This window comes from Mesorhizobium sp. WSM4307, from assembly GCF_007003945.1.
Lineage (GTDB): Bacteria > Pseudomonadota > Alphaproteobacteria > Rhizobiales > Rhizobiaceae > Mesorhizobium.
In genome coordinates this window covers 1-26,977 of the sequence record NZ_VFTB01000017.1, presented here as the reverse complement: position 1 = coordinate 26,977, position 26,977 = coordinate 1, and the positions used below count along the sequence as shown (strand labels likewise).

24 protein-coding genes and 1 tRNA gene are annotated in these 26,977 nt (G+C 61.2%); 4 read left to right on the top strand and 21 right to left on the bottom strand.

The window, feature by feature from the left end:
* Positions 1-41 precede the first annotated feature (41 nt).
* The 4 genes from FJV83_RS31990 to obgE all read right to left on the bottom strand — a co-directional run bounded on the left by FJV83_RS31990 (position 42) and on the right by obgE (position 4,164).
* A complete protein-coding gene (locus FJV83_RS31990; protein WP_095771990.1) occupies positions 42-629 on the bottom strand; it encodes a nicotinate-nucleotide adenylyltransferase in 588 nt (195 codons plus the stop codon).
* Between the two features lie 72 nt (positions 630-701).
* Positions 702-1,988, bottom strand: a complete 1,287-nt coding sequence (locus FJV83_RS31985) for a glutamate-5-semialdehyde dehydrogenase (RefSeq protein WP_142886804.1) — start codon at positions 1,986-1,988, stop codon at positions 702-704.
* Positions 1,989-1,991: 3 nt separating this feature from the next.
* Positions 1,992-3,128, bottom strand: coding sequence for a glutamate 5-kinase (gene proB / locus FJV83_RS31980; RefSeq protein WP_095771988.1), 1,137 nt, complete (start codon positions 3,126-3,128; stop codon positions 1,992-1,994).
* Positions 3,129-3,132: 4 nt separating this feature from the next.
* Complete coding sequence (gene obgE / locus FJV83_RS31975) at positions 3,133-4,164, bottom strand: GTPase ObgE (protein ID WP_142886803.1); 1,032 nt, start codon at positions 4,162-4,164, stop codon at positions 3,133-3,135.
* A 132-nt stretch (positions 4,165-4,296) separates the two neighbouring features.
* On the opposite strand from obgE, the gene FJV83_RS31970 reads away from it, so the two are divergent.
* Complete coding sequence (locus FJV83_RS31970; protein ID WP_142886802.1) at positions 4,297-5,166, top strand: endonuclease/exonuclease/phosphatase family protein; 870 nt, start codon at positions 4,297-4,299, stop codon at positions 5,164-5,166.
* A gap of 9 nt (positions 5,167-5,175) precedes the next feature.
* On the opposite strand, the gene FJV83_RS31965 is transcribed toward FJV83_RS31970, so the two are convergent.
* The 4 genes from FJV83_RS31965 to FJV83_RS31950 form a co-directional block, all read right to left on the bottom strand.
* On the bottom strand, positions 5,176-5,706 hold the full coding sequence (locus FJV83_RS31965; protein ID WP_142886801.1) for a GNAT family protein: 531 nt from the start codon (positions 5,704-5,706) through the stop codon (positions 5,176-5,178).
* Between the two features lie 21 nt (positions 5,707-5,727).
* Entirely contained in the window at positions 5,728-6,315 is a 588-nt protein-coding gene (locus FJV83_RS31960) for a GNAT family protein (protein WP_179301136.1), read from the bottom strand.
* Positions 6,316-6,435: 120 nt separating this feature from the next.
* Complete coding sequence (gene rpmA, locus FJV83_RS31955; RefSeq protein ID WP_095771984.1) at positions 6,436-6,705, bottom strand: 50S ribosomal protein L27; 270 nt, start codon at positions 6,703-6,705, stop codon at positions 6,436-6,438.
* A 98-nt stretch (positions 6,706-6,803) separates the two neighbouring features.
* Positions 6,804-7,475 carry a 50S ribosomal protein L21 gene (locus FJV83_RS31950; RefSeq protein WP_142886800.1) on the bottom strand — a complete coding sequence of 224 codons (672 nt, stop codon included), beginning with the start codon at positions 7,473-7,475 and terminating at the stop codon, positions 6,804-6,806.
* 416 nt (positions 7,476-7,891) lie between these two features.
* Between FJV83_RS31950 and FJV83_RS31945 the strand changes: the two genes are divergently transcribed.
* Together FJV83_RS31945 and FJV83_RS31940 are read left to right on the top strand one after the other, a co-directional pair.
* Positions 7,892-7,981, top strand: a tRNA-Ser gene (locus FJV83_RS31945).
* Positions 7,982-8,095: 114 nt separating this feature from the next.
* A complete protein-coding gene (locus tag FJV83_RS31940) occupies positions 8,096-9,418 on the top strand; it encodes an integrase (RefSeq protein ID WP_063169217.1) in 1,323 nt (440 codons plus the stop codon).
* Between the two features lie 1,453 nt (positions 9,419-10,871).
* Here the strand turns inward: FJV83_RS31940 and FJV83_RS31935 are convergent.
* The 12 genes from FJV83_RS31935 to FJV83_RS31880 all read right to left on the bottom strand — a co-directional run bounded on the left by FJV83_RS31935 (position 10,872) and on the right by FJV83_RS31880 (position 25,030).
* Positions 10,872-12,773 (bottom strand): EAL domain-containing protein, encoded by a 1,902-nt coding sequence (locus FJV83_RS31935; protein WP_082826564.1) that lies wholly within the window; start codon positions 12,771-12,773, stop codon positions 10,872-10,874.
* Between the two features lie 175 nt (positions 12,774-12,948).
* Positions 12,949-14,130: a 5-demethoxyubiquinol-8 5-hydroxylase UbiM gene (gene ubiM, locus FJV83_RS31930; protein ID WP_024502870.1), complete on the bottom strand. Its 1,182-nt coding sequence runs from the start codon at positions 14,128-14,130 to the stop codon at positions 12,949-12,951.
* Positions 14,131-14,410: 280 nt separating this feature from the next.
* Positions 14,411-15,028 carry a hypothetical protein gene (locus tag FJV83_RS31925; RefSeq protein ID WP_063169219.1) on the bottom strand — a complete coding sequence of 206 codons (618 nt, stop codon included), beginning with the start codon at positions 15,026-15,028 and terminating at the stop codon, positions 14,411-14,413.
* A 728-nt stretch (positions 15,029-15,756) separates the two neighbouring features.
* Positions 15,757-15,912, bottom strand: coding sequence for a cbb3-type cytochrome oxidase assembly protein CcoS (ccoS, locus tag FJV83_RS31920; RefSeq protein WP_081714250.1), 156 nt, complete (start codon positions 15,910-15,912; stop codon positions 15,757-15,759).
* A gap of 5 nt (positions 15,913-15,917) precedes the next feature.
* The gene (locus tag FJV83_RS31915) at positions 15,918-18,197 is read right to left on the bottom strand and encodes a cation-translocating P-type ATPase (protein ID WP_063169220.1); all 2,280 of its coding nucleotides are present in this window, start codon (positions 18,195-18,197) and stop codon (positions 15,918-15,920) included.
* Entirely contained in the window at positions 18,194-18,691 is a 498-nt protein-coding gene (locus FJV83_RS31910) for a FixH family protein (RefSeq protein WP_063169221.1), read from the bottom strand. The genes FJV83_RS31915 and FJV83_RS31910 overlap by 4 nt, the downstream gene beginning before the upstream one ends.
* Positions 18,688-20,247: a cytochrome c oxidase accessory protein CcoG gene (ccoG, locus tag FJV83_RS31905; RefSeq protein WP_063169222.1), complete on the bottom strand. Its 1,560-nt coding sequence runs from the start codon at positions 20,245-20,247 to the stop codon at positions 18,688-18,690. The genes FJV83_RS31910 and ccoG overlap by 4 nt, the downstream gene beginning before the upstream one ends.
* Before the next feature lie 167 nt (positions 20,248-20,414).
* Positions 20,415-21,278 (bottom strand): cytochrome-c oxidase, cbb3-type subunit III, encoded by an 864-nt coding sequence (ccoP, locus tag FJV83_RS31900; protein WP_063169223.1) that lies wholly within the window; start codon positions 21,276-21,278, stop codon positions 20,415-20,417.
* A 2-nt stretch (positions 21,279-21,280) separates the two neighbouring features.
* A complete protein-coding gene (locus tag FJV83_RS31895; RefSeq protein WP_024502864.1) occupies positions 21,281-21,430 on the bottom strand; it encodes a cbb3-type cytochrome c oxidase subunit 3 in 150 nt (49 codons plus the stop codon).
* Positions 21,431-21,441: 11 nt separating this feature from the next.
* Positions 21,442-22,173 (bottom strand): cytochrome-c oxidase, cbb3-type subunit II, encoded by a 732-nt coding sequence (gene ccoO, locus FJV83_RS31890; RefSeq protein WP_063169224.1) that lies wholly within the window; start codon positions 22,171-22,173, stop codon positions 21,442-21,444.
* Positions 22,173-23,792: a cytochrome-c oxidase, cbb3-type subunit I gene (gene ccoN / locus FJV83_RS31885; RefSeq protein ID WP_063169225.1), complete on the bottom strand. Its 1,620-nt coding sequence runs from the start codon at positions 23,790-23,792 to the stop codon at positions 22,173-22,175. Before ccoN ends, ccoO begins: the two co-directional genes overlap by 1 nt.
* Before the next feature lie 494 nt (positions 23,793-24,286).
* On the bottom strand, positions 24,287-25,030 hold the full coding sequence (locus tag FJV83_RS31880) for a Crp/Fnr family transcriptional regulator (protein ID WP_024502861.1): 744 nt from the start codon (positions 25,028-25,030) through the stop codon (positions 24,287-24,289).
* A gap of 152 nt (positions 25,031-25,182) precedes the next feature.
* Here FJV83_RS31880 and hemN point away from each other — a divergent pair, with 152 nt between their 5' ends.
* Positions 25,183-26,532 carry an oxygen-independent coproporphyrinogen III oxidase gene (gene hemN, locus FJV83_RS31875; RefSeq protein ID WP_063169226.1) on the top strand — a complete coding sequence of 450 codons (1,350 nt, stop codon included), beginning with the start codon at positions 25,183-25,185 and terminating at the stop codon, positions 26,530-26,532.
* Positions 26,533-26,642: 110 nt separating this feature from the next.
* Here hemN and FJV83_RS31870 read toward each other — a convergent pair.
* A partial coding sequence (locus FJV83_RS31870; protein WP_185976827.1) for a transposase occupies positions 26,643-26,977 on the bottom strand: 335 nt, incomplete at its 5' end.

Here is a 26,977-nt window from a genome sequence, read left to right as displayed (position 1 = left end):
TTCCTTCTCCCGCAAGGGAAGAAGGAAGATCCGTGCAAGCCCTACCCCTTCGCCATCTTGCGGATCGCGCTTGACGACAGCGATGAGCGCGGGCCGTGGATGAAGGTCCAGGCCGGCGCCTTCATGTGGGCGAGCAGCGGCGCGTCGCCTTCGTCGATGCGGGCATAATCGAAGGTCTTGGCGACCACCGACGACAGGAACGACAGCGTCGCGCCCGGCCGGTCGATGACCGCGATGGGGAACGTCAGCACGATCTCGCGCCAGCGCTGCCAGCGGTGGAAATCGCGCAGACTGTCCGCGCCCATGATCCAAACGAAGTCGACACCCGGATTGCGCGCCTTGACCAGCGCCAGCGTGTCGGCGGTGTAGCGCACATGATGCGCCGCCTCGAAGGCGGTGATCTTGATCTTCGGGTTCTTGGCGATCTGCTCGGACAGTTGCAGCCGCTCGGCCAGCGGCGCCAATTCCCTGGTGCTCTTCAGCGGATTACCCGGCGTCACCATCCACCACAGCTGGTCGAGCGCCAGGCGCCTCAGCGCGATCTCGGCGACCAGTGCATGGCCTGCATGCGGCGGATTGAACGAGCCGCCGAACAGGCCGACGGCCAGGCCTTTCTCGGCATGCGGCATTTTCAGGTAGGCGGAGTGCACTGGCGGTCCGGAAGATGCCAGCATCGGCTCAGGCTCTGATAACGAAAAACGTCAAGGCCTCACCTGTCCCGACCCGCGCACGCGATATTTGAACGAGGTCAGCTGCTCGACGCCGACCGGCCCGCGCGCATGCATCTTGCCGGTGGCGATGCCGATCTCGGCGCCCATGCCGAACTCGCCGCCATCGGCGAACTGCGTCGAGGCATTGTGCAGCAGGATCGCCGAATCGATCTCGTTGAAGAACCGCTCCACGGCTTTCGGATCCTCGGCGATAATCGCCTCGGTGTGATGCGAGGAGAAGGTCTCGATATGCTCGATCGCGCCACCGATGCCGTCGACCAGCTTCACCGCGATGATGGCGTCGAGATATTCGGTCACCCAGTCGGCATCGGTCGCCGGCTTGGCGTCGAAAAACACCTTCAGCACCTCTTGATCGGCATGGATCTCGCAGCCGGCGGCGCGGAGCGCATCGAGGATCGGCACCAGGTGCGTTGACGCCACCGCGCGGTCGACCAGCAGCGTCTCGGCGGCGCCGCAGACCCCGGTGCGCCGCATCTTGGCGTTGACTGCGATCTTGACCGCCATGTCGAGATCGGCGGAGCGGTCGATGTAGAGGTGGCAGATGCCTTCGAGATGGGCGAAGACCGGCACGCGGGCCTCGCTCTGCACCCGCCCGACCAGACTTTTGCCGCCGCGCGGGATGATGACGTCGAGCGTGCCGCCGAGCCCCTTCAGCATCTCGCCGACGGCGGCGCGATCGGTGGTCGGCACCAGCTGGATGGCGTCTTCCGGCAGGCCGGCGGCCTTCAGACCCTCGACCAGGCAGGCATGGACGGCAGCGGACGAATTGAGCGAATCCGAACCGCCGCGCAGGATCACCGGATTGCCGGCCTTGAGGCAGAGCGCACCGGCATCGGCCGTCACATTCGGGCGGCTCTCATAGATGACGCCGACGACGCCGAGCGGCGTCCGTACGCGCTCGATCCGCAGGCCATTCGGCCGTTCCCATGCGGCGATCACGTCGCCGACCGGATCGTTGAGTTCAGCGATTTCGCGGATGCCGTCGGCCATGGCACGGATGCGCGCCGGATTGAGCTTCAGCCGGTCCATGAAGGAGGCGGAAAGCCCTGACTCCTGGCCATTCGAGATGTCGATGGCGTTGGCGTCGAGGATGTCCTGTTGCCCGGCGACGATCGCCTCTGCCATGGCAAGCAGCGCGGCGTTCTTGGCGGCGGTGGCGGCGATGGCCAGCGGTCGGGCGGCGGCGCGGGCGCGGCGGCCGATATCGGCCATCAGCGCCACGGTGTCATCCCCGGATTTTTCATGCAGCTTCAGCATGGCTCATCCTCCGCTTATGTCGCCTCCCGCGTGACTCACCACGAGATCATCGCGGTGGATCATCGCCGAACGCGCTTCGTAACCGAGCACGGTTTCGATCTCGGCCGTCTTCAGGCCTGCGATCCTTACGGCATCGGCGGCATCATAGGCAACCAGCCCGCGCGCGATCTCGCGGCCCTCGGGCGACAGGATCGCCACCGTATCGCCGCGCGAAAAATTGCCGCTGACCAGTTTGACGCCGGCCGGCAGCAGCGATTTGCCCGATGCCAGCGCACCGACGGCGCCGGCGTCGACCGTCAGCCGGCCGGCCGGTTCGAGCTGGCCGGCGATCCAGGTCTTGTAGCCCTTGACCGGATTGGCGCTCGGCCGGAAGAAGGTGGCGCGTTCCCCGCGCTCGATCGCCATCAGCGGCGACAGCCGCGTGCCCGAGGTGATGATCATCGCCGTGCCGGCGGCGGTGGCGATCTTGCCGGCATCGAGCTTGGTTCGCATGCCGCCGCGCGACAGTTCGGACGCGGCAGCCCCCGCCATCGCCTCGATGTCTGATGTGATGCGGTCGACCACCGGAATGAACTTGGCTTGGGGGTCGCGCACCGGCGGCGCGGTGTAGAGCCCGTCAATATCGGAGAGCAGCACCAGGAGGTCGGCGCCCATCATGGTGGCAACGCGCGCGGCCAGCCGGTCATTGTCGCCATAGCGGATTTCTGAGGTGGCCACCGTGTCGTTCTCGTTGATGACCGGCACCGCCTTCATCTTGAGCAATGTCGAGATCGTCGCCCGCGCATTGAGATAGCGGCGGCGCTCCTCCGTGTCGCCAAGCGTCAGAAGAATCTGGCCTGACTTCAGGGCGCCCCTGCCGAGCGCATCCGACCAGGCGCCGGCGAGCGCGATCTGTCCGACGGCAGCCGCCGCCTGGCTTTCCTCGAGCTTCAGCGCGCGCTTGCCGAGGCCAAGGATGGTGCGGCCAAGCGCGATGGCGCCAGAGGAGACGACGAGGATTTCGGCACCGCCCTGGGCAAGCACCGCGATGTCGTCGGCGAGCGAGTCCAGCCAGTCGCGCTTCAGGCCACTGGCGCGGTCGACGAGCAGCGCCGAGCCGATCTTGACGGTGATGCGCCGGTATTTTTTCAGCGACTGCATGGCCTTACTTTTCCCAGCGCGTCTCGACCGGCGTGGCAATCTGCGCCCGCGCCTCGGCAATCACTGTCATCAGCGCCCGCAGAACGGCCTCCACGCCTTCGCCGGTGACGGCGGACAGCAGCATCGGCGCCCGGCCCGCGGCGCGCTTCAGCGAGGCGACCTTCTTCTTGCGTTCATCGGCATCGAGCGTGTCGACCTGGCTGAGCGCCAGGATCTCGACCTTGTCGGTCAGGCCGTGGCCATAGGCCTCGAGCTCGGCGCGCACGGTCTTGTAGGCCTTGCCCGGGTTTTCCTCCTGCGCCGAGACCAGGTGCAGCAGCACGCGCGTGCGCTCGACATGGCCGAGGAAGCGGTCGCCGATGCCTACGCCTTCATGCGCGCCCTCGATGAGGCCCGGAATGTCGGCAATGACGAATTCGCGCGCATCGATGCGCGCGACGCCGAGGCCGGGATGCAGCGTCGTGAACGGATAATCGGCGATCTTCGGCTTGGCCGCGGTGACCGCGGCCAGGAAGGTCGACTTGCCGGCATTGGGCAGCCCGACCAGCCCGGCATCGGCGATCAGCTTCAGCCGCAGCCAGATGTTGAGCTCTTCGCCGGGAAGGCCGGGATTGGCGCGGCGCGGCGCCTGGTTGGTCGAGGTCTTGAAATGCTGGTTGCCGAAGCCGCCATTGCCGCCCTTGGCGAGCAGGAAGCGCTGGCCGACCACGGTGAGGTCGCAGATCAGCGTCTCATTGTCTTCCTCGAACACCTGCGTTCCGGCCGGCACTTTCAGCGTCACGTCGGCGCCCTTGGCGCCGGTCATGTTGCGGCCCATGCCGTGGACGCCGGTCTTGGCCTTGAAATGCTGCTGGTAGCGATAATCGATCAGCGTGTTCAGCCCGTCGACCGCTTCCAGCCAGACATCGCCGCCGCGGCCGCCATCGCCGCCGTCCGGCCCGCCGAACTCGATGAATTTCTCGCGCCGGAACGACACCGAACCGGCGCCCCCGTCACCCGAGCGGACATAGACCTTGGCTTGATCGAGAAATTTCATGGGATTGCAGTTTCTTTTATTGGCCTTGCGGCATTGCTCTAAACCTTGGGCCTTGCTCTAAACCAAGGCGCGGTCAAGGGCGAGACCGTTTTGTGACATTGGCCGCGTGGGGTCGGCCGGAGACATGTCGGGATGAAACTTGTAACCTACAACATCCAGTACGGCATCGGCCTTGATGGACAATACGATGTCGCCCGCATTGCCGACACGGTGCGCGGCGCCGATGTGATCGCGCTGCAGGAGGTCACCCGCAACAATCCAAGGAACGGCGGGCGCGACATGGTCGCCGAGATCGGCAAGGCGCTGCCCGACTATTTCGCCGTCTATGGCAGCAATTTCGAGGCCAATATCGGCTCGCGCATCGAGAACGGCCGCGCCATCACCACCACCTTCCAGCTCGGCAACATGATGCTGTCGAAGACGCCCATTCATCTGTCGCGCAACCTGCTTTTGCCGCGCAGCCGCAGCTTCGAGATGATGAATTTCCAGCGCGGCGCGCTGGAGGCGCTGATCGAGACGCCGCTTGGTTTCATCCGTTTCTATTCCATCCATCTCGATCACCGCAGCCCGGTCGAACGCGCCAGGCAGATCCAGTTCCTGCGCCGGCGCCTGTTGAACTATGCGCTCGAAGGCGGCGCATTGTCCGGCGTCGCCGAGATCGGCCTGCCGGAACTGCCCCATCCCGAGGCCTTTGTCGCCATGGGCGATTTCAACATGCTGGCCGGCTCGCCCGAATATGTCGAACTCGCCGGCCGGCCGGACCATGAATTCGGCATGCCGCTGACCGCCGACTTCGCCGTTGACGCCGCCGTGCGCCTCGATGTCACCGGCGACGATCTCGCCAGCTGGGTCGACCCCAAGGATCCTACCAACACCAGCCGCCACAAGCGCATCGACTACGTCTTCACCAGCGCATCGCTGGCCCGATCGCTGCGGCGCCTGTGGGTCGACCGGCAGGCGACCGGTTCGGACCACCTGCCGGTGTGGGCCGAACTGGGCTGACGCACTTCATCAGGCTGCGTTTTCGCGTTCGACGATCGCCATCATGATCGTATCGCCGTATTGCCCGTCGATATGGATAGCGTCGTGCTGCAGACCCTCCCTGACAAACCCGACCTTGTCGTAAAGAGCGATGGCGCGGGCATTGTCGGCGTGTACGAACAGCTCGACGCGGACAAGGCCCACCTTGCGTGCCTGCGCCAAGGTCGCATTGATAAGCCTCAGTCCGAGGCCACGCCCGCGATGGGAAGCAACAATCCCCATTCCAAGGCTGCCGCGATGCGCATGGATGGGCCGGTCATGGCGTGAGATATCGCACCAGCCGACAACCTCGCCGCGAACAACGGCCACGAAACCTGGATCTCCGGCCGCGATACGGTCCAATACGAAGCGCCGCGTTTGATCCAGTGGCGGCGCCTCGAGGAAGGACAGGTACTTCCGCTCACGCGCAACGAGATCGAGCGCGCGATGAAAGCTGTCGATGTGATCCGGCGTTATCGGCGCGATCGCGATCGTTTCGACATCGTTGCTGTCATCGACCATTGGCTTGCCCGGCGCCATTCATCAAAAATGCACCCAGTTGCGCAGGCTGATCCACGTCTTCCTGTCGAGCCTGTAACGCTCGACCGGCACCTGGCCGGCGACGATCGAATTCAGCATGCCCTGCCCGGCATACTGGAAGCCGCACTTGTGGATGACCCGGCGCGAGGCCGGATTGATCACCCGCGTCGAGGCATGCAGCACCTGGACCGACGTCTGCTGGAAGGCGAGGTCGACCAGCGCGTGGGCGGCTTCCGTCGCATAGCCGCGCTTCCAGTAGGGTTCGCCGATCCAGTAGCCGAGCTCCAGCCCGCGATCGGTGGTGTTGAGCCCCGCGCAGCCGACGAACGTGTCGGTGCCGGCCAGCGTCAAGGCGTAGGCGATGCCGGCGCGGCGCGACCGTGTCATGGCCAGGAATGCGCGGGCCTCGGCCTCACCATAGGGGTGCGGCATGCGCGCCAGCATCTCGGCGACGTGACGGTTGTCGGCAAGCTCGACCAGTTGCGCGATGTCGCTCTCGCGCGGCGCCCGCATCACCAGCCGCTCGGTGGCCAGCACCGGGCAGTCTATCGCGTAACTTTCGTCTTCTGAGTCTTCCGCTTCGGCAACCATTTCAAAGTCCTCCAGGCACAAGAAAAAGGGGAGATGGAAACCCATCTCCCCTGATCCTTTTCCTGGCGTTGCCAGACACCGGTTCCCGAGATGGGTGCCGGTGTTCTAGTGCGGAACCGGCTACTCCGCGGCTTTGGCGATCGGATTGACCGATACGTAGGTTCGGCCGTTGGCTTTCTTGTTGAAGGTGACCGCGCCTGATTCGAGCGCGAAAAGCGTATGGTCCGTGCCCATGCCGACATTGACGCCGGGATGCCACGTGGTGCCGCGTTGACGAATGATGATGTTGCCCGGGATGACGGCTTCGCCGCCGAACTTCTTCACGCCCAGACGCTTGGAATGCGAGTCGCGACCGTTGCGCGACGAGCCGCCAGCTTTCTTGTGTGCCATCTAACTAACTCCGTTGCGCCGCAAGGCGCCTAAAAGGCCTTATGAACGCGTTCGCGTTCCGTTTCAAGTCCGATCCGGCGGATGTTTCGCCGGAAAAATTACTTCTTCGCCAGTTCCTTGGCCTGCTCGCGCCAGTCCTTGATCTGGTCGGCGCTGAACGGCAGGTGCTCGTCGATCTTGGCGACATCCTTGTCGGTCAGCTTGGCGAGTTGCGCGAAGGTGATGATGCCCTGCTCGTTGAGGTCCTTGGCGGCGACCGGGCCGATGCCCTTGATCACGGTCAGGTCGTCCGGCTCGCCCTTCGGCGCCTTGAACAGCGGCGCGGCGGCCGTCTCGGCCGTCACTTCCGCCTTGGGGGCGGCTTCCTTCTTGGCCTTGGCCTCCTTCGGCGCGGCGTCGGCAGCAACCTCGGCCTTGGCTTCCGCCTTCACGGCGGCCTTCTTGGCCGGCTTGGCGCCACCCAGCAGGATCTCGGCGATCCGCACGGTGGTCAAAAGCTGGCGATGGCCGATCTTGCGGCGCGAGTTCTGGCGGCGGCGCTTCTTGAAAGCGATGACCGTGCGGTTCTTGCCCTGCTCGACGACTTCGGCCGTGACCAGAGCGCCATCGACGAACGGCGCGCCGAAAGTGACATTCTCGCCCTCGCCATGCGCGAGCACGTGGCCGATCTCGACGATATCGCCGACATTGGCTTCGACTTTTTCGATCTTCAGAAGATCGTTGGCGGCAACGCGATACTGCTTACCGCCCGTTTTAATGACTGCGAACATTTTTTGCCTTTCGCTGTTCGGTCGGCCTTGATGAACCGCCTGAGGCGAATCGGCCGTCTTTTTGTCAGTCTGCGGGTTCAAAAAACAAGCGGCGCGGAAGAACCCTCCACGCCGATTGCGCGCTGTCCCTAACCGAAGGTTGCGTCGGAGTCAAGGCAACAGCCGTTGCCGGGACCGTCATTGGCCGGCAAGGACCAGGCATGTCGACATGACCGCCCGGCGTCGCCGTCGCCTGGCGGCGAGGATGCGAGGTTGGCCCATGAAACCGCATCGGCTCGCCTGCAAAGACCTGCCCTGTTTCAGCCGCTTGTCCGGCAGGCTGGATGACAAGCCAAATATCGGTGGATTTGGCCTTGTAACCTGCCCGTTCAGCCGTTATCTAGTGCGCCGCGCCGGCAACGGCCGACCATGACCGCGGAGAGGTGGCAGAGTGGTCGAATGCACCGCACTCGAAATGCGGCATGGGTGCAAGCCCATCGGGGGTTCGAATCCCTCCCTCTCCGCCATTTAGCTTCCATAAAAATCCTTTCCTTTCAAAAGCTTCCTTGTTGCGCTTGACCAGCACGAAGCGAAACATATCTTAGACTGTGTAACAAACTGTGTAACATTAGAGAAAGATAATGCGACGTTCCGCAGCGCCAAAGCCGCATAAACGTGAAGGCATCTGGTATCTCGTCCGCAGGGTGCCGAAGGAATTCGCGGCGTTTGATCGCCGCTGCCTAGTACGCATTTCCACGGGCGTCGCCGTGGCTGACGATCCCCGCGGTGTACGGGCGCGAGATGCAGTGCAAAGCCTCGGCGCGGGGCTGGAGGCGTATTGGCGTAGACTGCGGGAAGGCCAATCCGCCGAGGCGGGGCTGCGTTTCGAAGCCGCGAGGAAGCGCGCGCGGTCATTTGGATTGGCCTATCGCACTAACGAGGAACTAGCAGCGGGGCCGCTCGACGAACTCATGGCCCGTATCAAGCTGCTCCTCGACAAAAAATCGATCGAGGACGCGCAGGACGTCTCGGCCGTCATGGGTGGGGAGAAGCGGCCAGCGGTCCGCCTGAGCGGTCTTATCAAGGAATTCGAGACGATCGAGCAACAGAACTTGCTGACCATGTCGCCCAACCAAATCAAGAAATGGCGTAACCCCAAAAAGCGCGCAGTTGCCAATCTGGTTGGAGTCATTGGCGACAAGGAGATCGCAAGCCTCACTCGGGACGACGCAATCGCGTTCCGCGAGTGGTGGCAAAAGCGGATCGTTGAGGATGGACTTGATATCGGTACGGCCAACAAGGACATCGGCCATGTTTCGAAAATGCTGCGCGTCGTCGATCTGACTCACCAGCTCAAGCTGGAGCCGGTTTTTCGAAACCTGCGTCTTTCCGGCGCCGTCCCCGGGCAACGCGCTGCGTTCACAGCGGAGTTCATTCAGGAGAAGATACTCGCTGAAGGCGCGCTCGACGGACTCAATGACGAAGCCCGCCATCTAATCTATGTGATTGCCGATACCGGACTCAGGCTTTCTGAAGCGGCAAACCTCACCACCGAAACAATCCACCTCGATCGAGAAATCCCGCATGTGCGGGTGCGCCCCAATGGCCGTCGCTTGAAGACCGGTCATTCAGCCCGTGACATTCCCTTGGTTGGCGGCGCACTTGCAGCCATCAAGCTCCATCCGGACGGCTTTCCTCGTTATCGCGACAAGGCCGCGTCACTTTCAGCGCTCGTCAACAAGGTGCTCGCCAGCAAGGAACTTCTGCCGACTTCCGAGCATAGTCTTTATAGCCTGCGACACACTTTCGAGGACCGGCTGACGGCAGTTGAGGCGCCGGAGAAGGTAATTGCTTCTCTGATGGGCCACAAATGGATCCGGCCCAAATACGGCGCGGGACCTTCGTTAGCGCAAAAGCGCGAGTGGCTCCAAAAAATCGCTTTTACCCCGCCCGGGCGAATGTGATTGCGGCGCCATCCAGGCCTTGAGAACCAACCTCACGGCTCCAGCTGTCCGAGCCATTTAGGTTGAGCGTGGCCAGCACGCGCTGCGCTCGCTCGCGATTTCCGAGCTTCCGCCGCATTTGTTCGACCTCGTATTCCAGCCTTTCGAAGGTCGGTATATAGGCATCTCCATGCCGGATGACCAAGTAGGCGGCAACAGCTAGACACCATTCTAGCTCCGTGGCCGATGGATCGGAAAAAGGGGCGACGCCATACCAAGACGAGCAACGCCTCTCGAGGGCTTCCGAACTAGGCAAACGGCCAGCATGTGGCATGGGAAAGAAACCTATGCCTGATCGACGAACCTAAAGTGCTCACGAAGCTTGACCGGTACGCGGGCCATCGGAGGGTTCTGCCTAAAACCGCCAAAAATTTTGAAACACCCATTCATCCGGCTCGAATTCAAAGGGATCGGCGATTTTTGGGTTATGGCTTGCAAGCATAGTTCAGCCCAGACAAGAACGCCTGATATCTTGTCGTGCACTGTCACCCTGCCAAATATGGTGCCGGCGACAACGGCAGTTTGGCGAGCAGAAGAATTCCCGAGACTGAGACGTTCTACGGCTTGGCCCATGTTCGCGCTCCTCCTCGATTGGAGACAGGATGGGCCATATGGAAGCGAATAAAAGGAGGTTGGTGACGAGTCTCGGTAGTGGAGTAGAAACGGGTGGAAAAGCTTGCGCTATTCGCCATCGGCGCCGCTAAGCGCATTTGAGAGAAGGGGCAGCGATCGCCAAGAGATGACGTCCGATCGCAAGCCGGCTAGAAATGCGACAGTGACGCGCCTTTTTTGGCACGACCTTAGCACCCGATCGGGCCTCAGCTGGTCGTCGTTGCGCAGCCGATCGGGTGCGATTTTTATAAAGCTCTCTTGGCTTTAGCTTTGAGAGCCCGTCATCGAGACAAATGCAAGGGAACGGTCCGCCCCCTGGGGACATTCGACATGCCGTGGCAGCTTCCTATGGTGAGCCAGCGCATTCCGATACACGTTTTCCGCGCTCTACCGTTGCTCCAGCACCTGTGCTGAGGCTGAGCGCTTGATCAGGACCCGACCGCTGCTGTTGCGGGATGGTGACTGGGTTGAGGTCGCGAAGACCTTGACCGCGGGTACGTTGTTCATCCCGATGAGCGCTGAGCCGAGAAGCAGCCAAGAACGCTTCCCGTAATCGAATCCTACGGGAACCGCGAAACCAGCGTCCAAAGGACGCAATTCTCCGACGTCGTTCACTCAAGCTCATCTCGCAACTTGAACGCTTGTATGAAGCCGCTGCATGTGCGCCGGTGGACCGGATTGCTGCTATCCAAACCACGTGCTCAGTTTCGCCCCCGTAATAACTCTACCGTCCGAAACGGCTTTCGCGCGTCAGGTCCACCCCACATGAAAGTTCCGCGAGCAGCACGGACGGAGAGGCCGGTCACAACTCCTTCGCGTGCTCTTTTACTACCGAATCAAGTGCCAAATGGAGAGGCACTGCCTTAGAGAACAGGAAGCCCTGCGCGGTTCTGCAGCCAAGCTTGTACAGAGTTTGCCGATCTGCCTCTGTTTCAACGCCCTCGGCCATGACCTCGATCCCGAGCGTCCTACCAAGATCAATCACCGCTTTGACAAGCAGCCGATTCTCCCGGGACTTGGCTAAGCCGCGAACGAAGCCCTGATCTATTTTCACCTTCCTGATCCGACTGTCCTTGAGCGATGCCAACGTCGAAAAACCGGTGCCGAAGTCATCGAGCGCGATAGAAATGCCAGCATGTGAAAGCCGGGCGAGCTTTTCATCCACTCTGTCCGGATCCACTGGGGCTTCTTCGGTAATCTCGATGTCGAACATCGTTGCAGGGAGGTCTTTTGCCGCCAGACCATTAAGAATCATCTCGTCAATATCGCCAGCTTCCAACTCGCACGGTGAAACATTCATCGCCACACGAACATCACGACGGTCAGCTTTGACCAAGCCCTCGATAAGAGCGCAACAGTCGGCGAATACCGTTTGAGTTAGCAGCTGAAGCATTCCAGTTTCGCGTGCCGCTGTCATGATCTCGGGCGGAGAAATGGGACCGTGAAGCGGGTGAGACCATCTTAGCAAGGCTTCAAAACTGACGACGGCTTCAGTTTCGAGTCTTACGATTGGCTGAAACCAAGCGACCAAGCTTCTCATCGTTATCGCCGAATGAAGATCGCGTTCGATTGACTGGCGGCGTTGCAACTCCCGGGCTAGCTCGGCATCGAACAGACAAAATTCATTCCTGCCGCGGCGCTTAGCTGTGTAAAGGGCGATGTCGGCCCGCAACAACATTTCCGTTAGTCCGGGGTTTTCAGCCAAGTAGATTCCTATAGACGCTCCAATGCGGACTGATGCGATCCCAGGATAGGGGCGAGCAAGCTTGGCTATGAGATTGGACGCGAGATTGGTGGGAGAAGGAGAATTCTTTCGCGAAGAAAAAACCAGCACGAATTCATCCCCACCGATGCGGGCGAGCGTTGAGCCCTCCGGTGCTTCTTCCTCTATTCGGCGGGCGATCCTGGCAAGCAGCTCGTCACCCGTTCTGTGACCGTAGGTATCGTTGACAGATTTGAACCCGTCCAGATCAATCAGCATGGCCACAAAGGGTCCATCGGTGTTCTCAAACTGATCGATTGCATGTTCGAGGCCCCGCCTGTTGAGGAGCGCGGTAAGATGGTCCTCCCTGGAATTGCGCTCCATTTCCGCGGCAAGCCGCTCGGCTTGATGTCTCAGGCGGCTCGCGTCACGGAAGCGCGCTTGTCCAACGAACGAGGATCGAACCAGGCCGCCCTCGAAAAGCAGGACGGCAAAAGCCAGAATGTAGTTTTCCGGGGCTCCCTTCGTCAGCAAACATGCGGCGGCAATGAGGAGTGGCGGTGTGATGAAGCATATCGCTGCCGCAGCATATGAGCTGCCGTACGTGACCGCGCCAGCTGAAATGCCCGCCAGAATTATTAGATGCAGCGATGCTTGAGACGTCGTGTATCCAGCCGTTAGGACGGCAAGGAATGACCAGGTGAATCCCGCCAGAAGAGCAAGCCTGCCAAACCAGCGAAGCCGCAGCCAAACCCGTGTCAGATCATCCTGGACTCCGGGTTCCTTCAGCTGATGACGGGCGAGTGCAAGGCGGGCGGCATTTATCGCATTAACGACCGAAAACCAGGCCGCGCCAGCAAGACCGTTCCCGGAAAGGGCCTGCACGGTCAAAATCAGCCCGGACAGCACAATGCTTATCGGCATTGAGACGAAAAGGCCTGCCCTCAGATCAGCGAGCTGGTCCTGAAGGATTCTCGCCTCCAGCGGATCTTCTTTTTCCAAGGCTGGACGGGTCAGCTTGCTTACTCCTGCTTGTCCGCAGCCTATGCAGCCCCCCTGAAGGACGGGTTAATTCTTCAATCGGAGATCAGCGTCGGGGAGCAGGATTACTCCGGTGCATCATGCACTCTCTCATCGCTCGCCCAGCACGCGCAAAAATGCGACTGCTGGTGCAGTATCACCGCTGGAGCTCCGCCGAAATCCCATGCCGGACAAGGGGAACATGTTGGGCAAAGCGAAGCCCCAGATGCCTTGCAAGCCGTGCCGCCAGGTGGTCTCTGGAGTAGAGTCCAACCAATATGTTCGTTGCATGGTAGAGCGGCGCCGCCGACAGGCGCAGCCGCCTTTCGTATATATGCAGCATGTCGGGGTCGCCAACATTGCGGCCGTCGCGGCACGCAGTCATGATTCCACGGGCGAGTTGCTTCTGGCTGCTGAGACCGATGTTGAATCCGTGAGCGGTCACCGGGTGCATGCCGATGGCAGCGTCGCCGATGAGTGCGGCGCTCGGCGCCCGGAATTTGTGCGCCCAGGTCGTGACCAGCGGATAGGTGTGGCGCTTGCTTGCCAAGGTCATTTTTCCAAGGCGCCCTCGACACCGTTTCGTCAACTCCGACAGGAACAAATCATCATCGAAGGCAAGCAGTCTATAGGCCTCGTTTGAGCGCAATGTGAGCAGCAGCGACGACATGCCCTCCGCGAGGGGCAATATCGCTATCGTCTGATGGTGATCGAACCATTCGATGGCGATCTGGTGGTGGGCGCGCTCGTGCCTCACTCGGCAAATCAGCATCGAGTGGCCAAGCCGGTTGATATCGGCGCCGATGCCTAGCAGATCACGCGTGGCGGACAAACGCGAATCCGCGGCAACAACCAGCCGAGCAGTTAAACGCGCGCCATTAGAGAGCGTTACGACTGCTCCTTCTTGGCTGTTTGTTGCATCGACGACCGAGTGGCCGCACAACAGCCGGGCGCGATCCTGCAAGCGGACGATTTTGAACAGCGCCTCGCGGATCCGGCAATTTGGAACCAAAACCCCCAGCGGTTCTCCAGAGTTGCTGGGAGGATCGAAACGAAGAGCGAATGCGCTCGAGCCGTTGAGCACGCGCGCGCCTTGAAGTGCTGATTTGTCCGAAGCCGGGATGACATCCCAGGCGCCGAGCTCGCGAAGGGTTCTGATCGAAGCGTTGGTCAGCGCGATTTCGCGACCATCGAAAGCCGGATTCGCCAGACTATCGAATGTGTTCTGTTCAACAACTGCCACCTTGAGTTCGCTTTGGGCAAGCGACGCAGCGAACGAAAGGCCGACCGGGCCGGCTCCAACGACAACGATGTCAAAATTATCGTCAGAGCCCATCAGCGTGCCGCCATCCGGTCGCCTATCCTCGTGTAACGGTGGAACTGAGCCGAGTGACATGAGCTCCGTGCCCGCCGCATTGCCTAAAGGCGCTGGGCCGGGAGATTCGCATCGATCGGCAACGAAGCACTCAAAGCGCTCAGAGGTGGATGCGGCTAACCGATCCCGCCCTTTCGCCGCGCAGCCGCGCAGATCGCCGCCAGCAAGCGAGACACTCGCGACGCTGGTCAGCGACGGCCGCGCCGCATCGATCGCCACATTCCACCTGGAACCCTTGCGCATACTACTCACGCTCCACGACGTCGAAGCGGGCTCTCTTGCGAGGGTGAGGGTATCGAACGTAGCGCTCTCTCTCGTCATCCCAGCCAAGGTAGCGGAAACTTTTATCCACGACCGCGCATATCTCATCAAGAACCTGCTGCATGGCTTCGATGTCGATGTCCTTGCAATTCAGTCGCCGATAGAGCAAAGCCCACGCGGCGACATAGTCGTCGAAATAGCGCGCGTCACTCGAACCAATGATCAACTTCGGACGGTTGATCGATTTCGAAAACGCACGTCCCAACCCCGATGATGCTCCGCAGCACGTTGACATCACGAGGATCTTCGGCGCTGGATGCGAGCCCTGGAACATTTTTACGAAGTCAGCCCAAAGAAGGCCACTTCGCCCACTGGACGAAGCGATCCCGTCACCATTGCCGTGCCCGGCGATGTGAAGCACGTCGCACTCCGCCTCCATCGCTCGTACTACAGCCTCACCAAATTTCGTTCGGTTCAACGCCATTTGGAGCTCCGCGCGGATGTTGACAGCCTTTAACAAGTGCTGCACGATCGGTCCCTCTTGCCTGTCGGCGAAGTAGTCATTTGCATTGTGGCAGTCGATGATGTGTACGGTGTTCATGGTACTCCAGCCGCTTGTTCGTTCATCGTCGTGACGAGCGGACACCACGCGCGCGGAACCGCGTGACGTGCGCTGGGTTCCGGTACCGTCGCATAGCCTCAAGGCGCGGGCCGGGAATCGGGATGGATCGGCAACGACGCACACAACCCATCAAAGGCGAAAGCTGTTGATCGGCCCCCTGTCCGCGCAAGCCACGCGGATGGTCAGCCAGCAAGCGAGATACACACGACGCCGGTCAGCTAATGGCTGCGCCGTAAGCACAAGGCATGGCCGACCACACGACAGAAAACCCAGAACCGTGAAGGTGCTGATAATGACGACCAATCTTTCCGTAAGTCATGCATTTCTCCGTCGAAGACTGGTCAATAGACCACGCCGATGAGTATGACCCTGATCTGGATCAGCCAGACATGACCAATCGGCACTGGCGGTTCACGGTCAGGTGATCGACCGTGACGTTCCACTTTGGAACCCGTGCGCACATTGCCAAGCTCTCGTCCGGCCACGCGAGGTACTCTCGTGGCATCACACGCCTCATACTGGGTGCAATGGGAGGCAGTCCTTCGCACGACAGAGGCTTTTCACAAATGTAGTGTGCAGCTTAGGTCAAGATGGTCATGGAGCATGGAGCATGGAGCATGGAGCATGGAGCATGGACAGCTTGTTCCCGACCGAGCCGGCTCGACTGACGAGCGCGATCCGCGCATCTTATGCACAGCGGATTGAAATCAGCGTTCCGGTTTGTCGTCCCGATCAATTAGTATCCGCTCGGCGGCTCCGTCGAGATCTTCGTATTGACCGCTTCGCAATGCCCAGACGAAGCCGGACACACCCAGTGCACCCAGAAAAAGGGCCACTGGTATGAGATAGAGCAACGTCGTCACGAGGATTATGCCGAATAGCTGACTGCGGAGCGTCCGACTTTTTGAATAACTTGCAGCGTCGCATTCGCCCCGAAGCCGTGCAAGCGCAATGCGTTTCCAATAACAAGCACCGATGAGGCAGACATGGCAATCGCCGCTAACAAAGGCGTGGCGTGGCCCAGGATGGCGATCGGCACGGCGACGGCATTGTAGACGATCGCAATCGCGATGTTCTGGCGGATCAGGTGTCCCGCCTTGCGCGAGACGTCCAGCGCGAGAGGCACTGCCAGAAGGCTTTCGCGCAGGAATACGAAGTCGGCGGCATTGCGGCCAATGTCGGCGGCGGTGGCCGGAGCGATCGAGACATGCGCCGCGCTCAGCGCCGGCGTGTCGTTGAGGCCGTCGCCAACCATCAGAACCTTGTGTCCGTCTTTCGCCAGGGTCTCGATGCGCTCGACCTTGCCCGACGGCAGCAGGCACGGAACGAAGTCCTCGACACCCAGCATTCTTGCAACTTCACCGCAGGCACCTGCGGTATCGCCCGACAGCATTTGCATCGACACCCCAGTATCGTTCAATCGCTTGATCGCCGCCGCCGCGTCGGCGCGCAGCGCATCCTCGAAATCGAAGGTCGCGACAATGAACCCGTCTTTTGTCAGCACCGTTCCGCCATAGCCATGGTTGCCTTCACCACCGGTCCGGGCCTTCCATCCAGCCCATCCGCGTCGACCCAGCCGCCAGATGCTTCCGGCGACAGTGGCTTCGATCCCGAACCCCGGATGCTCTGTGACGGCATCGAATTTGTGTTGCCCGCCAGGAGCGGCAAAGCCGGTTATGGCCTTTGAAAACGGGTGACGCGAGTGCGCGGCCATGTCTGCCGCGATTGCCAGCATGGCCGGATCGATCGACGATGCATTGAGGAGCCGGGGTTGTCCGAGCGTGAGCGTTCCGGTCTTGTCGAACACTGCGTTATCAATCGTCGCCAGGCGCTCCATGGCCGAACCGTCCTTGACCATGATGCCGTTCTCGAACAGACGCCGCGCGGCGACCACCTGAACGATCGGTACGGCGAGGCCGAGCGCGCACGGGCAGGTGATGATCAGAACGGCAATGGCGATCGTCATCGCCCGGTGCCAGTCGCCCGTCGCCGCCATCCAACCCAGGAATGTCACGAAGGCGGTGAGATGAACCACGGGCGCGTAGAGTGCCGACACGCGATCAGCGATGCGGCGATAGTGCGCGCGACCGCCCTCTGCGGCTTCCATCAGCCGAACCATTTCGGCGAGGAACGAATCCTTCGCGGCGGCGGTCGCCTCGATCGTCAGCGGGCCGGTAAGATTGAGCACGCCGGCCTGCACGGCTTCGCCCGGCGCCACGTTTTTCGGCGCGCTTTCGCCTGAGGCCAGCGAGCAGTCGAGATCAGACGCTCCGTGGATGATCTTGCCGTCGACGGGGATCCTTTCACCGGCCGCGATCAGCAGCTGCATCCCCGGTTCGATCTCGCCAACCGGCAGATAGTCGCGCGCGCCATCGCCGCGCAGCACCATGGCGCCGCGTGCGGCCAGCTGCGACAGGCCTTTCACCGCGGTGCGGGCACGTTCGCGCATCACGTGATCCAGCGTCCTGCCGATCAAAAGGAAAAAAAGCAGCGAAACCGACGCGTCGAAATAGGCGTGGTCGCCATGGTTGATCGTCTCATAGAGGCTCATGGCGTAAGCGAGCGACACTCCGACCGCGATCGGCACGTCCATGTTCATGCGGCCGTGGCGCAGTGCATTCCAGGCCGAGCGGAAGAAGATGCCGCCGGCGAAGGCGAGCGCTGGGATGGCGATCAATGCGGAGACCCAGTGAAACAGGTCGCGGGTAGCCCCTTCGGCCCCGGACCAGACAGAGACCGAAAGCAGCATGATATTGCCCGCCGCGAACCCGGCAACCGCGACGGCGCGGATCAACTCCGAAAGCGTCCTGTCCTTTTCATCAATCTCGGGGGCGAAGAGATGCGCCTGGTAGCCGAGCCGTCCAAGCGCGGCGACGAACGGTGGAACCTCGTCGCCACGCCAGCGGACCGAGACCCGTTTCGTCGACAGGTTGACGCGGGCGCTCTCGACGCGATCGAGCGTTCCCAACGCCGTCTCGATCGTCTGGATACAAGCTGCGCAATGAACGCTCGGCACCGAAAGATCGGTTTGGCGGAGATCATCTCCAAGCGATCGGCTCGCCAGCCTGATCTCTTGACTAGACGGCAGGACCGACGTGGTGCTGCCCAGATCAAGCGCCATTTCGGCGCCCGGTGCACAACAACTCATTTCAGCGCTCCATGGGAAATCATGATCCTGCGGACTTCGCGGTAGGGCTCGGCCAGACCGGCGTCAGCGTCGACTTCGACGATCCAGACGCCATCCTTCGGCATGTGCTGGGCTGCGAATTCCTGGCCGGAGGCGAGGGCGAGGTTGACCGCCTTGTCCTCTTTCTCGTAGGCGGGATGGCGAAACAGCACCTTGACGCCATGCAAGGCAATCGGCTTGCCGACGGCGTCGGTAAGGCTATAGCGGACCTCGCCCCATGCGATGGTCAGCTTGCCGGTCCAGCCGAGCGCTGCCTGCGCCCGCCCCTCCTCGGCCTTCTTGTTGAACTGCTGGCTCGCCACATAGGTGTTTTCGACGACAAGGCCGGTCCAGCTCGTGTTGGCGAGCGTTGCCATCGTCAGATTGACCGCGATGACCACCCCGAAAAAGGCTAGGATGATGGCCAGCATGTGCCTGCCGGTGAATACGCGGGGTTTTTCAGCGTTAGCGGTCATCTGGCAGTCTCCGGCGCGTTGAAGGTGGCGGTGTATTCGTCCGCCTCGAAGCTCGCCTTGTCCTCGACACGGAACTTGAAGGTCTGCGCTGTGCCCTGGATTTGATCCGCCGGCTGGCGCACGAAGACCTTCAGCATTTTCAGGCGGTCGGGTTCGACCGGAATGGCAAAAGAACGGCCTTCCGGGATGTCGTCGCCGACCACGCTCATCTCGGCGCCCTGCAAGCCTTGAATCGCGACAACGATCGTCCTTGGCTCGGGGATCATGTTGAGCAGCTTGACGGTGTAGCCGTTGCGGATCGAGCCGTCGGACAGCGTGACAAATTGCGGATTGCGATCATGCAGCACGTTGACTTCGAGCCGATCGCGCGTCAGCAGCGAATAGAGCAGACCCAGGCCGATCAGCGACCAGATACCCATGTAGACGTAGGTGCGTGGCCGAAAGATCTTGCGGATATGGAAATGCGCCACCTTGTCGGAGAACAGGCCATCAGCGGTCCTGACCTGCGACGGGTTGACTGAACTGGAGCCGCCCGCGGTCGCCAGCATCATGTTGGCGTTGTAGTCGGACAGTGTCGCATAGGAGATCAGCCCGCGCTCCTTGCCGAGCTTGTCCATGACCCCGTCGCAGGCGTCTATGCACAGCGCGCAGGTGATGCATTCCATCTGCTGGCCATCGCGGATGTCGATCCCCATCGGGCAGACCGCGACGCAGGCATTGCAGTCGACGCAGTCACCGACCGGCAGCCCTGCGGCAAGGACCTTCTTGGCGTGGCGAGAACGCGGTTCGCCGCGCCAGTCATTGTAGGTGACGGTGAGAGAACTTTCGTCGAGCATCGCTGCCTGGATGCGCGGCCATGGGCACATGTAGGTGCAGACCTGCTCGCGCATCAGACCGCCGAACGTGTAGGTGGTAGCCGTCAGCACGGCGACAGTGATGTAGGCGACGGGTGGCGCGGTGCCGGTGAAGAGTTCGCCAACCAGCGTCGGCGCATCGGCAAAATAGAAAATCCAGGCGCCGCCGGTCGCCGCACCGATGACCAGCCAGACGGCGTGCTTCGATAAGCGCAGCATCAGCTTGCGGGCGGTCCAGGGGCCTGCATCGAGTTTCATGCGAGCGTTACGGTCGCCCTCTATCGCACGTTCGACGACGAGGAACAGATCGACCCACACCGTCTGAGGGCATGCATAGCCGCACCAGGCACGGCCGACAGTCGAGGTGATCAGGAAAAGACCGACGCCCGCCATGACCAGGAGGCCGGCCACATAGAAGAATTCCTGGGGCCATATCTCGATGAAGAAGAAGTAGAAGCGCCGGTTCGCGAGATCGAGCAGGACTGCCTGGTCCGGGGCAAATGGACCGCGAGCCCAAGGCAGCCACGCAGCCAGGTAATAGATGCCAAGTGTGATCGTCATCACCAGCCATTTGAAGCGACGAAAGTTGCCCGAGGCGCGCTTCGGAAAGATCTTTTGACGCGCGGCATAAAGCGGCTTGCGGGTTTTGGCGGAATTGACAGTTTCTGTTTCGAGCCCTGTCAACTGCGTCTTGTCACGCATGTGCAACTCCACTTTCCCAGCCAATGTCAGGGGCACCTGTCGTAAAGCCTCGCCGTAGGATAGCCTTGCCGGGTTGTGCAGATCGCATTAGGGATGGTGTCGAGGCCCGGCTCACGCCGGGCCTCGTCCGCTTGGCAGGGGGGACCGAAGAATAGGACCTTCCATTCCTATTCTCCGCCGCCAAGCGAATGGACATAAACTGCAAGTTCCTTGACCTTGATCTCGCCGAGACGGCCAACCCAGGCCGGCATGACGCCCTGTTTTGGCGCACGGACCTGTGCGGCGATGGCTGTCTCACCGGATCCATAGAGCCAGATCGCATCGGTCAGGTCGGGGGCGCCGAATTCCCTGTTGCCTTTTGCATTGTCGCCGTGACAGGCCACGCAATTCTCGGCAAAGACCTTGGCGCCGGGTTGGATCAGACTTGCATCGCGGACCTTGCCGGAAAGGCTGGCCACGTAGGCGCTGACTTGTGCGATCTGGTCGGCGGTAATGATGTCGCCGAAGGCCGGCATTTCCGACAGGCGCGTGTCCGGATCGGATGCGAAGCGGATGCCGTGCGTAATCGTCTGCTGGATCTGCTCGGCCTTGCCGCCCCACAGCCAGTCGTCGTCGTTGAGATTGGGAAAGCCCTTGGAACCCTGGGCGCCGGAGCCATGACATTGTACGCAATTGACCTTGAAAGCGGCGCCACCGGCGGCGATTGCGAATTCGCGCAGGCCGTCGTCCGCGGCGATTTCCGAGACGCTCTTGGACTCCACCGCCGAGATATATTTGCCCTTGGCGGCCTCAGCCGCGGTCAGCTCGTTCCTGACCTCGTTGCGGCTGGAATAGCCGAGCACACCCGTTGTCGCCGAGTGCAACAGAGGCCATGCTGGATAGGCAATGGTGTAGCCTATCGCCCAGACAATGGTGACGTAAAAAGTGATAACCCACCATCTGGGAAGCGGGTTGTTCAGCTCCCGGATACCATCCCATTCGTGGCCGGTGGTCGAGACGCCAGAGATTTCATCGATATGCTCGTCGCTCATGATCACTCGTCCTCGAGCGGAATGCGGGCCGCTTCGTCGGCCAGCCTTCGGCTGCCGGGGCGTAGGGCAAAGGCGATGCACCCCACGAAGAACAGCGCCATCGCAACCAGGCCCCAGCTGTCGGCAAACGCCCGCATCAAATTGTAGGTCATCAGCGTTCTCCTCAGCGGTAGCCGGCGGCTTCGTCGTAATTTTTGAAGTCGACCAGTGTGCCAAGCATCTGCAGGTAGGCGAGCAGGGCATCCATTTCGGTGACCTGTTGCGGGTTGCCGTCGAAGTCGCCGATCTTGGCTTTTGGGTAACGCGCCTCAAGGCCTGATGTGTCGGCATTGGGATCGGCCTGCGCCGCCAGATCCGCATTGGCGTGGGCGATCATGTCATCGGTGTAAGGGACGGCTACAAGCCTGTTGGCGACCAGATGCGTCGAGAAATCCTTCACGTCGATCGGCGTGTCTTTCAGGAACCCATAGCTCGGCATGATCGATTCCGGCACCACCGAGCGCGGGTCGGTAAGATGCGCGACATGCCATGCATTCGAGTAGCGGTCGCCAACTCTGGCGAGATCCGGCCCGGTGCGCTTCGATCCCCACTGGAAGGGGTGATCGTACATGGACTCGGCAGCCAGGCTGTAGTGGCCATAGCGCTCAACTTCGTCGCGGAACGGCCTGATCATCTGGCTATGACAGAGGTAGCAGCCCTCGCGCATATAGATGTTGCGCCCGACAAGTTCGAGCGGCGAATAGGGGCGCATGCCTTCCACCTTCTCGATCGTGTTGTCGAGATAGAAGAGAGGCGCGATCTCGACGATGCCGCCGACCGTCACCACGAGCAGCGAGCCAACGAGAAGAAGCGTGGCGTTCTTCTCGATGATTGCGTGTTTGTCCATCAAGCCCATTACCTGGCTCCTGATCGCGCAGGTCGGATGGCGACGGGGCTCGGCATCGGCTCCTCCTCGCGCTGGTGGCCGAGGATGGTCCTGGTGATGTTCCAGGCCATGATCAGGGCGCCGGAGAGGTACATGGCGCCGCCGATGGCGCGCAGGACATAGTAGGGGTGCATGGCGGCGACGGTTTCGGCGAAGGAGTAGACCAGGAAGCCCTGCTCGCCATATTCGCGCCACATCAGGCCCTGCATGATGCCGGACACCCACATCACCGCGGCGTAGACGACGATCCCGAGTGTCGCCAGCCAGAAGTGCCAGGTGACGAGCCTCAGCGAGTAGAGCCGTTGACGGTTCCAGAGCTTCGGGACCATGTAGTAGATCGCGCCGAACGAGATCATGCCGACCCAGCCGAGCGCACCCGAATGGACGTGCCCGATGGTCCAGTCGGTATAATGCGACAGCGAATTGACCGCCCGGATCGCCATGATGGGGCCTTCGAAGGTCGACATGCCATAGAAGGCGACGGCCATCACCATCATGCGGATGATCGGATCGGTGCGCAGCTTGTCCCAGGCGCCGGACAGCGTCATCAGGCCGTTGATCATGCCGCCCCAGGACGGCATCCACAGCATGATCGAGAACACCATGCCGAGCGTCTGCGCCCAATCGGGCAAGGCGGTGTAGTGCAGGTGATGCGGCCCGGCCCAGATGTAGAGAAAGATGATAGCCCAGAAATGGACGATCGACAGCCGGTACGAATAGACTGGCCGGTTCGCCTGCTTGGGCACGAAATAATACATCATGCCGAGGAAGCCGGCGGTGAGAAAGAAGCCGACCGCGTTGTGGCCGTACCACCATTGCGTCAAGGCGTCCTGGACCCCTGAAAAGGCGGAGTAGCTCTTGGAGCCCGGGAACGAGACTGGTATGGACAGGTTGTTGACCACATGCAGCATCGCGATGGTCACGATGAACGACAGGTAGAACCAGTTGGCCACGTAGATATGCGGTTCCTTGCGCTTCAGGATCGTGCCAAGGAACAGAATGAGGTAGGCGACCCAGACGATGGTCAGCCAGACATCCACATACCATTCGGGTTCGGCGTACTCGCGGCCCTCGGTGATGCCGAGCAGGTAGCCGGTCGCGGCCATGACGATGAACAGCTGGTAGCCCCAGAAGACGAACCAGGCGAGATCACGGCCGAAGAGGCGCGCGCGGCAGGTGCGCTGCACGACATACAGAGACGTGCAAAGCAGCGCGTTGCCGCCGAAGGCGAAAACGACACCGGATGTGTGCAACGGCCGCAAACGACCGAAATTGAACCAGGGCTGGATGTTGAGATCGGGGTAGGCGAGCTGCAGCGCGATCACCACGCCGACCAGCATGCCGACGACACCCCAGAACACGGTGGCGATCGCGCCGTAGCGGATCGGACCATCCATGTAAGCGGATGGGTCAATCGGAGCTGCTGGCCTGAACTCCGTGTTGCGCAACAGGATCGCAGTGAAACCAGCCACTGCGAAGAACAACACCCACATGTGTCGGCGGAAAGGTTCATCCACGCCGAAGCCGGCGGCCACCAGGGCCGCAAAAGCGAACACGCTTAGAAGGACGATCTCTGTGCCGAATTTCATTGCAGATCCCGATCTCGAATCTGGTGGATGCCAAATCCGCAGCGCACTAATCGCGCAGCCGCCGCCCCCTCGCCCTGATCTATGTCAGGCCGCACGATTTTGTGCGGCGCAATCAGCAGGTGGCGAATGAACGAGGAACGCAGCGCGGGCTCACTCCCTCATGGAAGGCGTTCCCTGGGTTGGGCGGGCGCAGACGCGATCGCTGAGGCGAAAGCTGAGGCTCTGCGCGCGTTGGATGCTATTGCCGATGCCCTGCCAAACGTTGTTCGGATCCCATTGGAAACGAACGCGATCGTTCCGCCGAGCCGTGGCAGATTAAGGACCATGCTTCGCCGGTATGTGCCGAAACACACCTGGCGATTGGTCACGTTCCTATCAAAGCCCGAAAGCTGTTTGTCTCGACAACCGTGACGCCGCTTCGTCGAAGGCGCGGCGACATCGCATTAAAAGGCAAACACGGCCCGCCCCGGAGTCATGCGACATGGCCTCGCCGCTTAGGGCCGCTCGCGTCCGCCGCCACAGCGCTTCTCCAGACGGCTTATGCTGTCCACCGTCACATGGCGTGCGTTCTCAATCCGAATCACCCCGTCAGCCCGCAATCGCGTCAGTTGGCGGCTCACGGTCTCGCTGGTGATTCCAAGGAAATCAGACATTTCGGCACGCGTCAGCGGCAGATCGAAGGAGGCCGACCCGGAAGCCGCATCGAGACTGGAATCGATATTCCGGGCCATCATGAGGAGAAAAGTCGCCACCTTTTCCGGAGCTGTCTTGCGCCCCAGCGTCACCATCCACTCGCGCGCCTCATCGAGTTCATTCAGCGTCTGTTTGAGCAGGCGATGCTCGAATTCCCGTGACGCCTTCATCATCCGTTCGACGGCCGCTCGCGGAAACGAACACAGCGTGACTGCTGTTGCCGCTTCCGCATTGATCGAGCTTTCCTCCTTGAAAGGACGTCCCAGAAAATCCGGTGCAAACTGGAGACCGACGATCTGCTGGCGCCCATCCGACAGGCTCTTTGATAGCTTTACCACGCCTGAAAGCACGTTGGAGTAGCTGTCGACGTTCTGTGCCTCGCCGGTCAACTCCATTCCTGACTCGATCCGGCGACGCGAGCAAGTCTTGGCGAGCCCAACCAAATTGTCTGGATCGAGCGCACCGCAGACACCGCGACGCCGTGCCTCGCAAGGGAAGCAAAGAACAGGAATGCCGGAACTATGAATGTCTTGCCGAAAGGTCATGCGTTCGCCTTACCCGATCCTAACTGCCGGCAGGATACCCATCCAGGGTAGAGAAATCCTGCGGCGGTTTGTCCATGAGCGCGGCTGATCGAGATCAGGGTCTGCTTCAGCGATGCGTGCAGTGTTCCGGCGGGCAACACGGTGAACGCGAGATGCAATCGGAAATAGCTGTCAAACTCAGCGAGAACGTCCCACGCTACACCAGCTATCCGACGGCGCCGCATTTCCATTCGGGGATCGATGCTGCCATTTACCGTGGCTGGTTGGAGACGCTGGAAAGCGGCGACGAAATCTCGCTGTACCTGCACATTCCTTACTGCGACAAGCTCTGCTGGTTCTGCGCCTGCCACACCAAGCAGACGCACCAATATGAGCCGGTGGCCGCTTATCTGCGCTCGCTGAATGCCGAAATCGTCACGATTGCCGGTCTGGTGAGCGGCAAGGCACATGTCCGTGCAATCCACTTCGGTGGCGGTTCGCCAACTATTCTGAGGCCCGATGATATGGTTGCTCTTGGAGCGGCCTTGCGGGACAGCTTCGACCTTCTCCCGGATGCTACGGTCAGCATCGAAATCGAAACCAACGACATGGACAAGGCGCGCCTTGATGCACTTGCTCAAATCGGCGTAACGCGGGCGAGCCTCGGCGTGCAGGATTTCGATCCGCAAGTGCAAAAAGCAATTAATCGTGAGCAGAGTTTTTTGCAGACCAAGGCAGTCGTCGACGGGGTTCGTTCGCGGGGCGTCGAATCGGTCAATCTGGACCTGCTCTACGGGCTCCCGAATCAGACACGCGAGACGATCTGTTCCACGGTGGCGCAGGCACTGACCTTGGAGCCAGACCGGATGGCCCTGTTCGGCTACGCACATGTGCCCTGGTTCAAGAAGCATCAGACGATGATCGACGAGGCATGGCTGCCGAGTCCCACTGAGCGTTTCGCCCAATCTCAACTCGCGGCGCGGGCAATTGTCGCCAAGGGATATGAGGCAATAGGACTCGATCATTTCGCGAAGCCCGACGATGCGCTGGCCATAGCGGCCCGCGCAGGGGTTTTGCATCGCAATTTTCAGGGCTACACTGAGGATCGCTGCCCGACACTGATCGGACTTGGCCCTTCGTCCATCGGTCGTTTTCGCCAAGGCTACGTGCAGAACATGGCTTCGACTGCCGGGTACGGGCGCATGGTTGCGGATGGCGGGTTGGCTGCCGTCCGCGGCGTTGCCCTTTCCGACGACGATCGCGTCCGTGGCTGGATCATCGAGCGGCTGATGTGTGATTTTGCCTTCTCGGCAGTCGACCTGGTGGAGCGGTTCGGCAAAGCCGGCGAGCAGCTCCTTCATCGCTCGAGGTCCATCGCACTCCACGATCCTGCCCGAGCGCTTGAATTCGATGGTGACAGTTTCCTCGTACGGACTGAAAGTCGCCCCTTCATTCGAACCATCGCGGCCAAGTTCGATACATATTTCAAAGGGGGAACGGCGAGGCACTCGGTGGCGGTCTGAGCAAAGCACAGTGCGCTCGCCGTTTGGTCGATCGGCGAACCAGCTGCGTTCGTTTTGACCGCTCATAGGCGACTACCGCATCAAATCGTCGACCGTGAACAATCCGAGCCCTAAGCGGCGACCGGCTTCGGCCGGATTTGAAGCAGGGCAATCAAGAGCGACAAAAACCCCTTCAGCCACCTGAGCAGGAGGGAGAAGTTGTAGCCGGCGGCGGCCAGGATGGCGTTGAGGGTGTCGCCCTGCTGGCCGGCGAGGTAGTTGCGGCCCATTCTGTGTTCGCTCTTGATGTGGCCGATGACGGGCTCGACCGCCGACCGCCGTCGCATCTGGCGCTTGATGGCTGGGGTGACGCGGCGTTTCTGGCCCGCGGTGAAGACCCTGAGCTTGTGGCTCTGCGGTGCGTTGTGGCCGCGATAGCCGGCGTCGGCGAGGATGCGGCCGATCT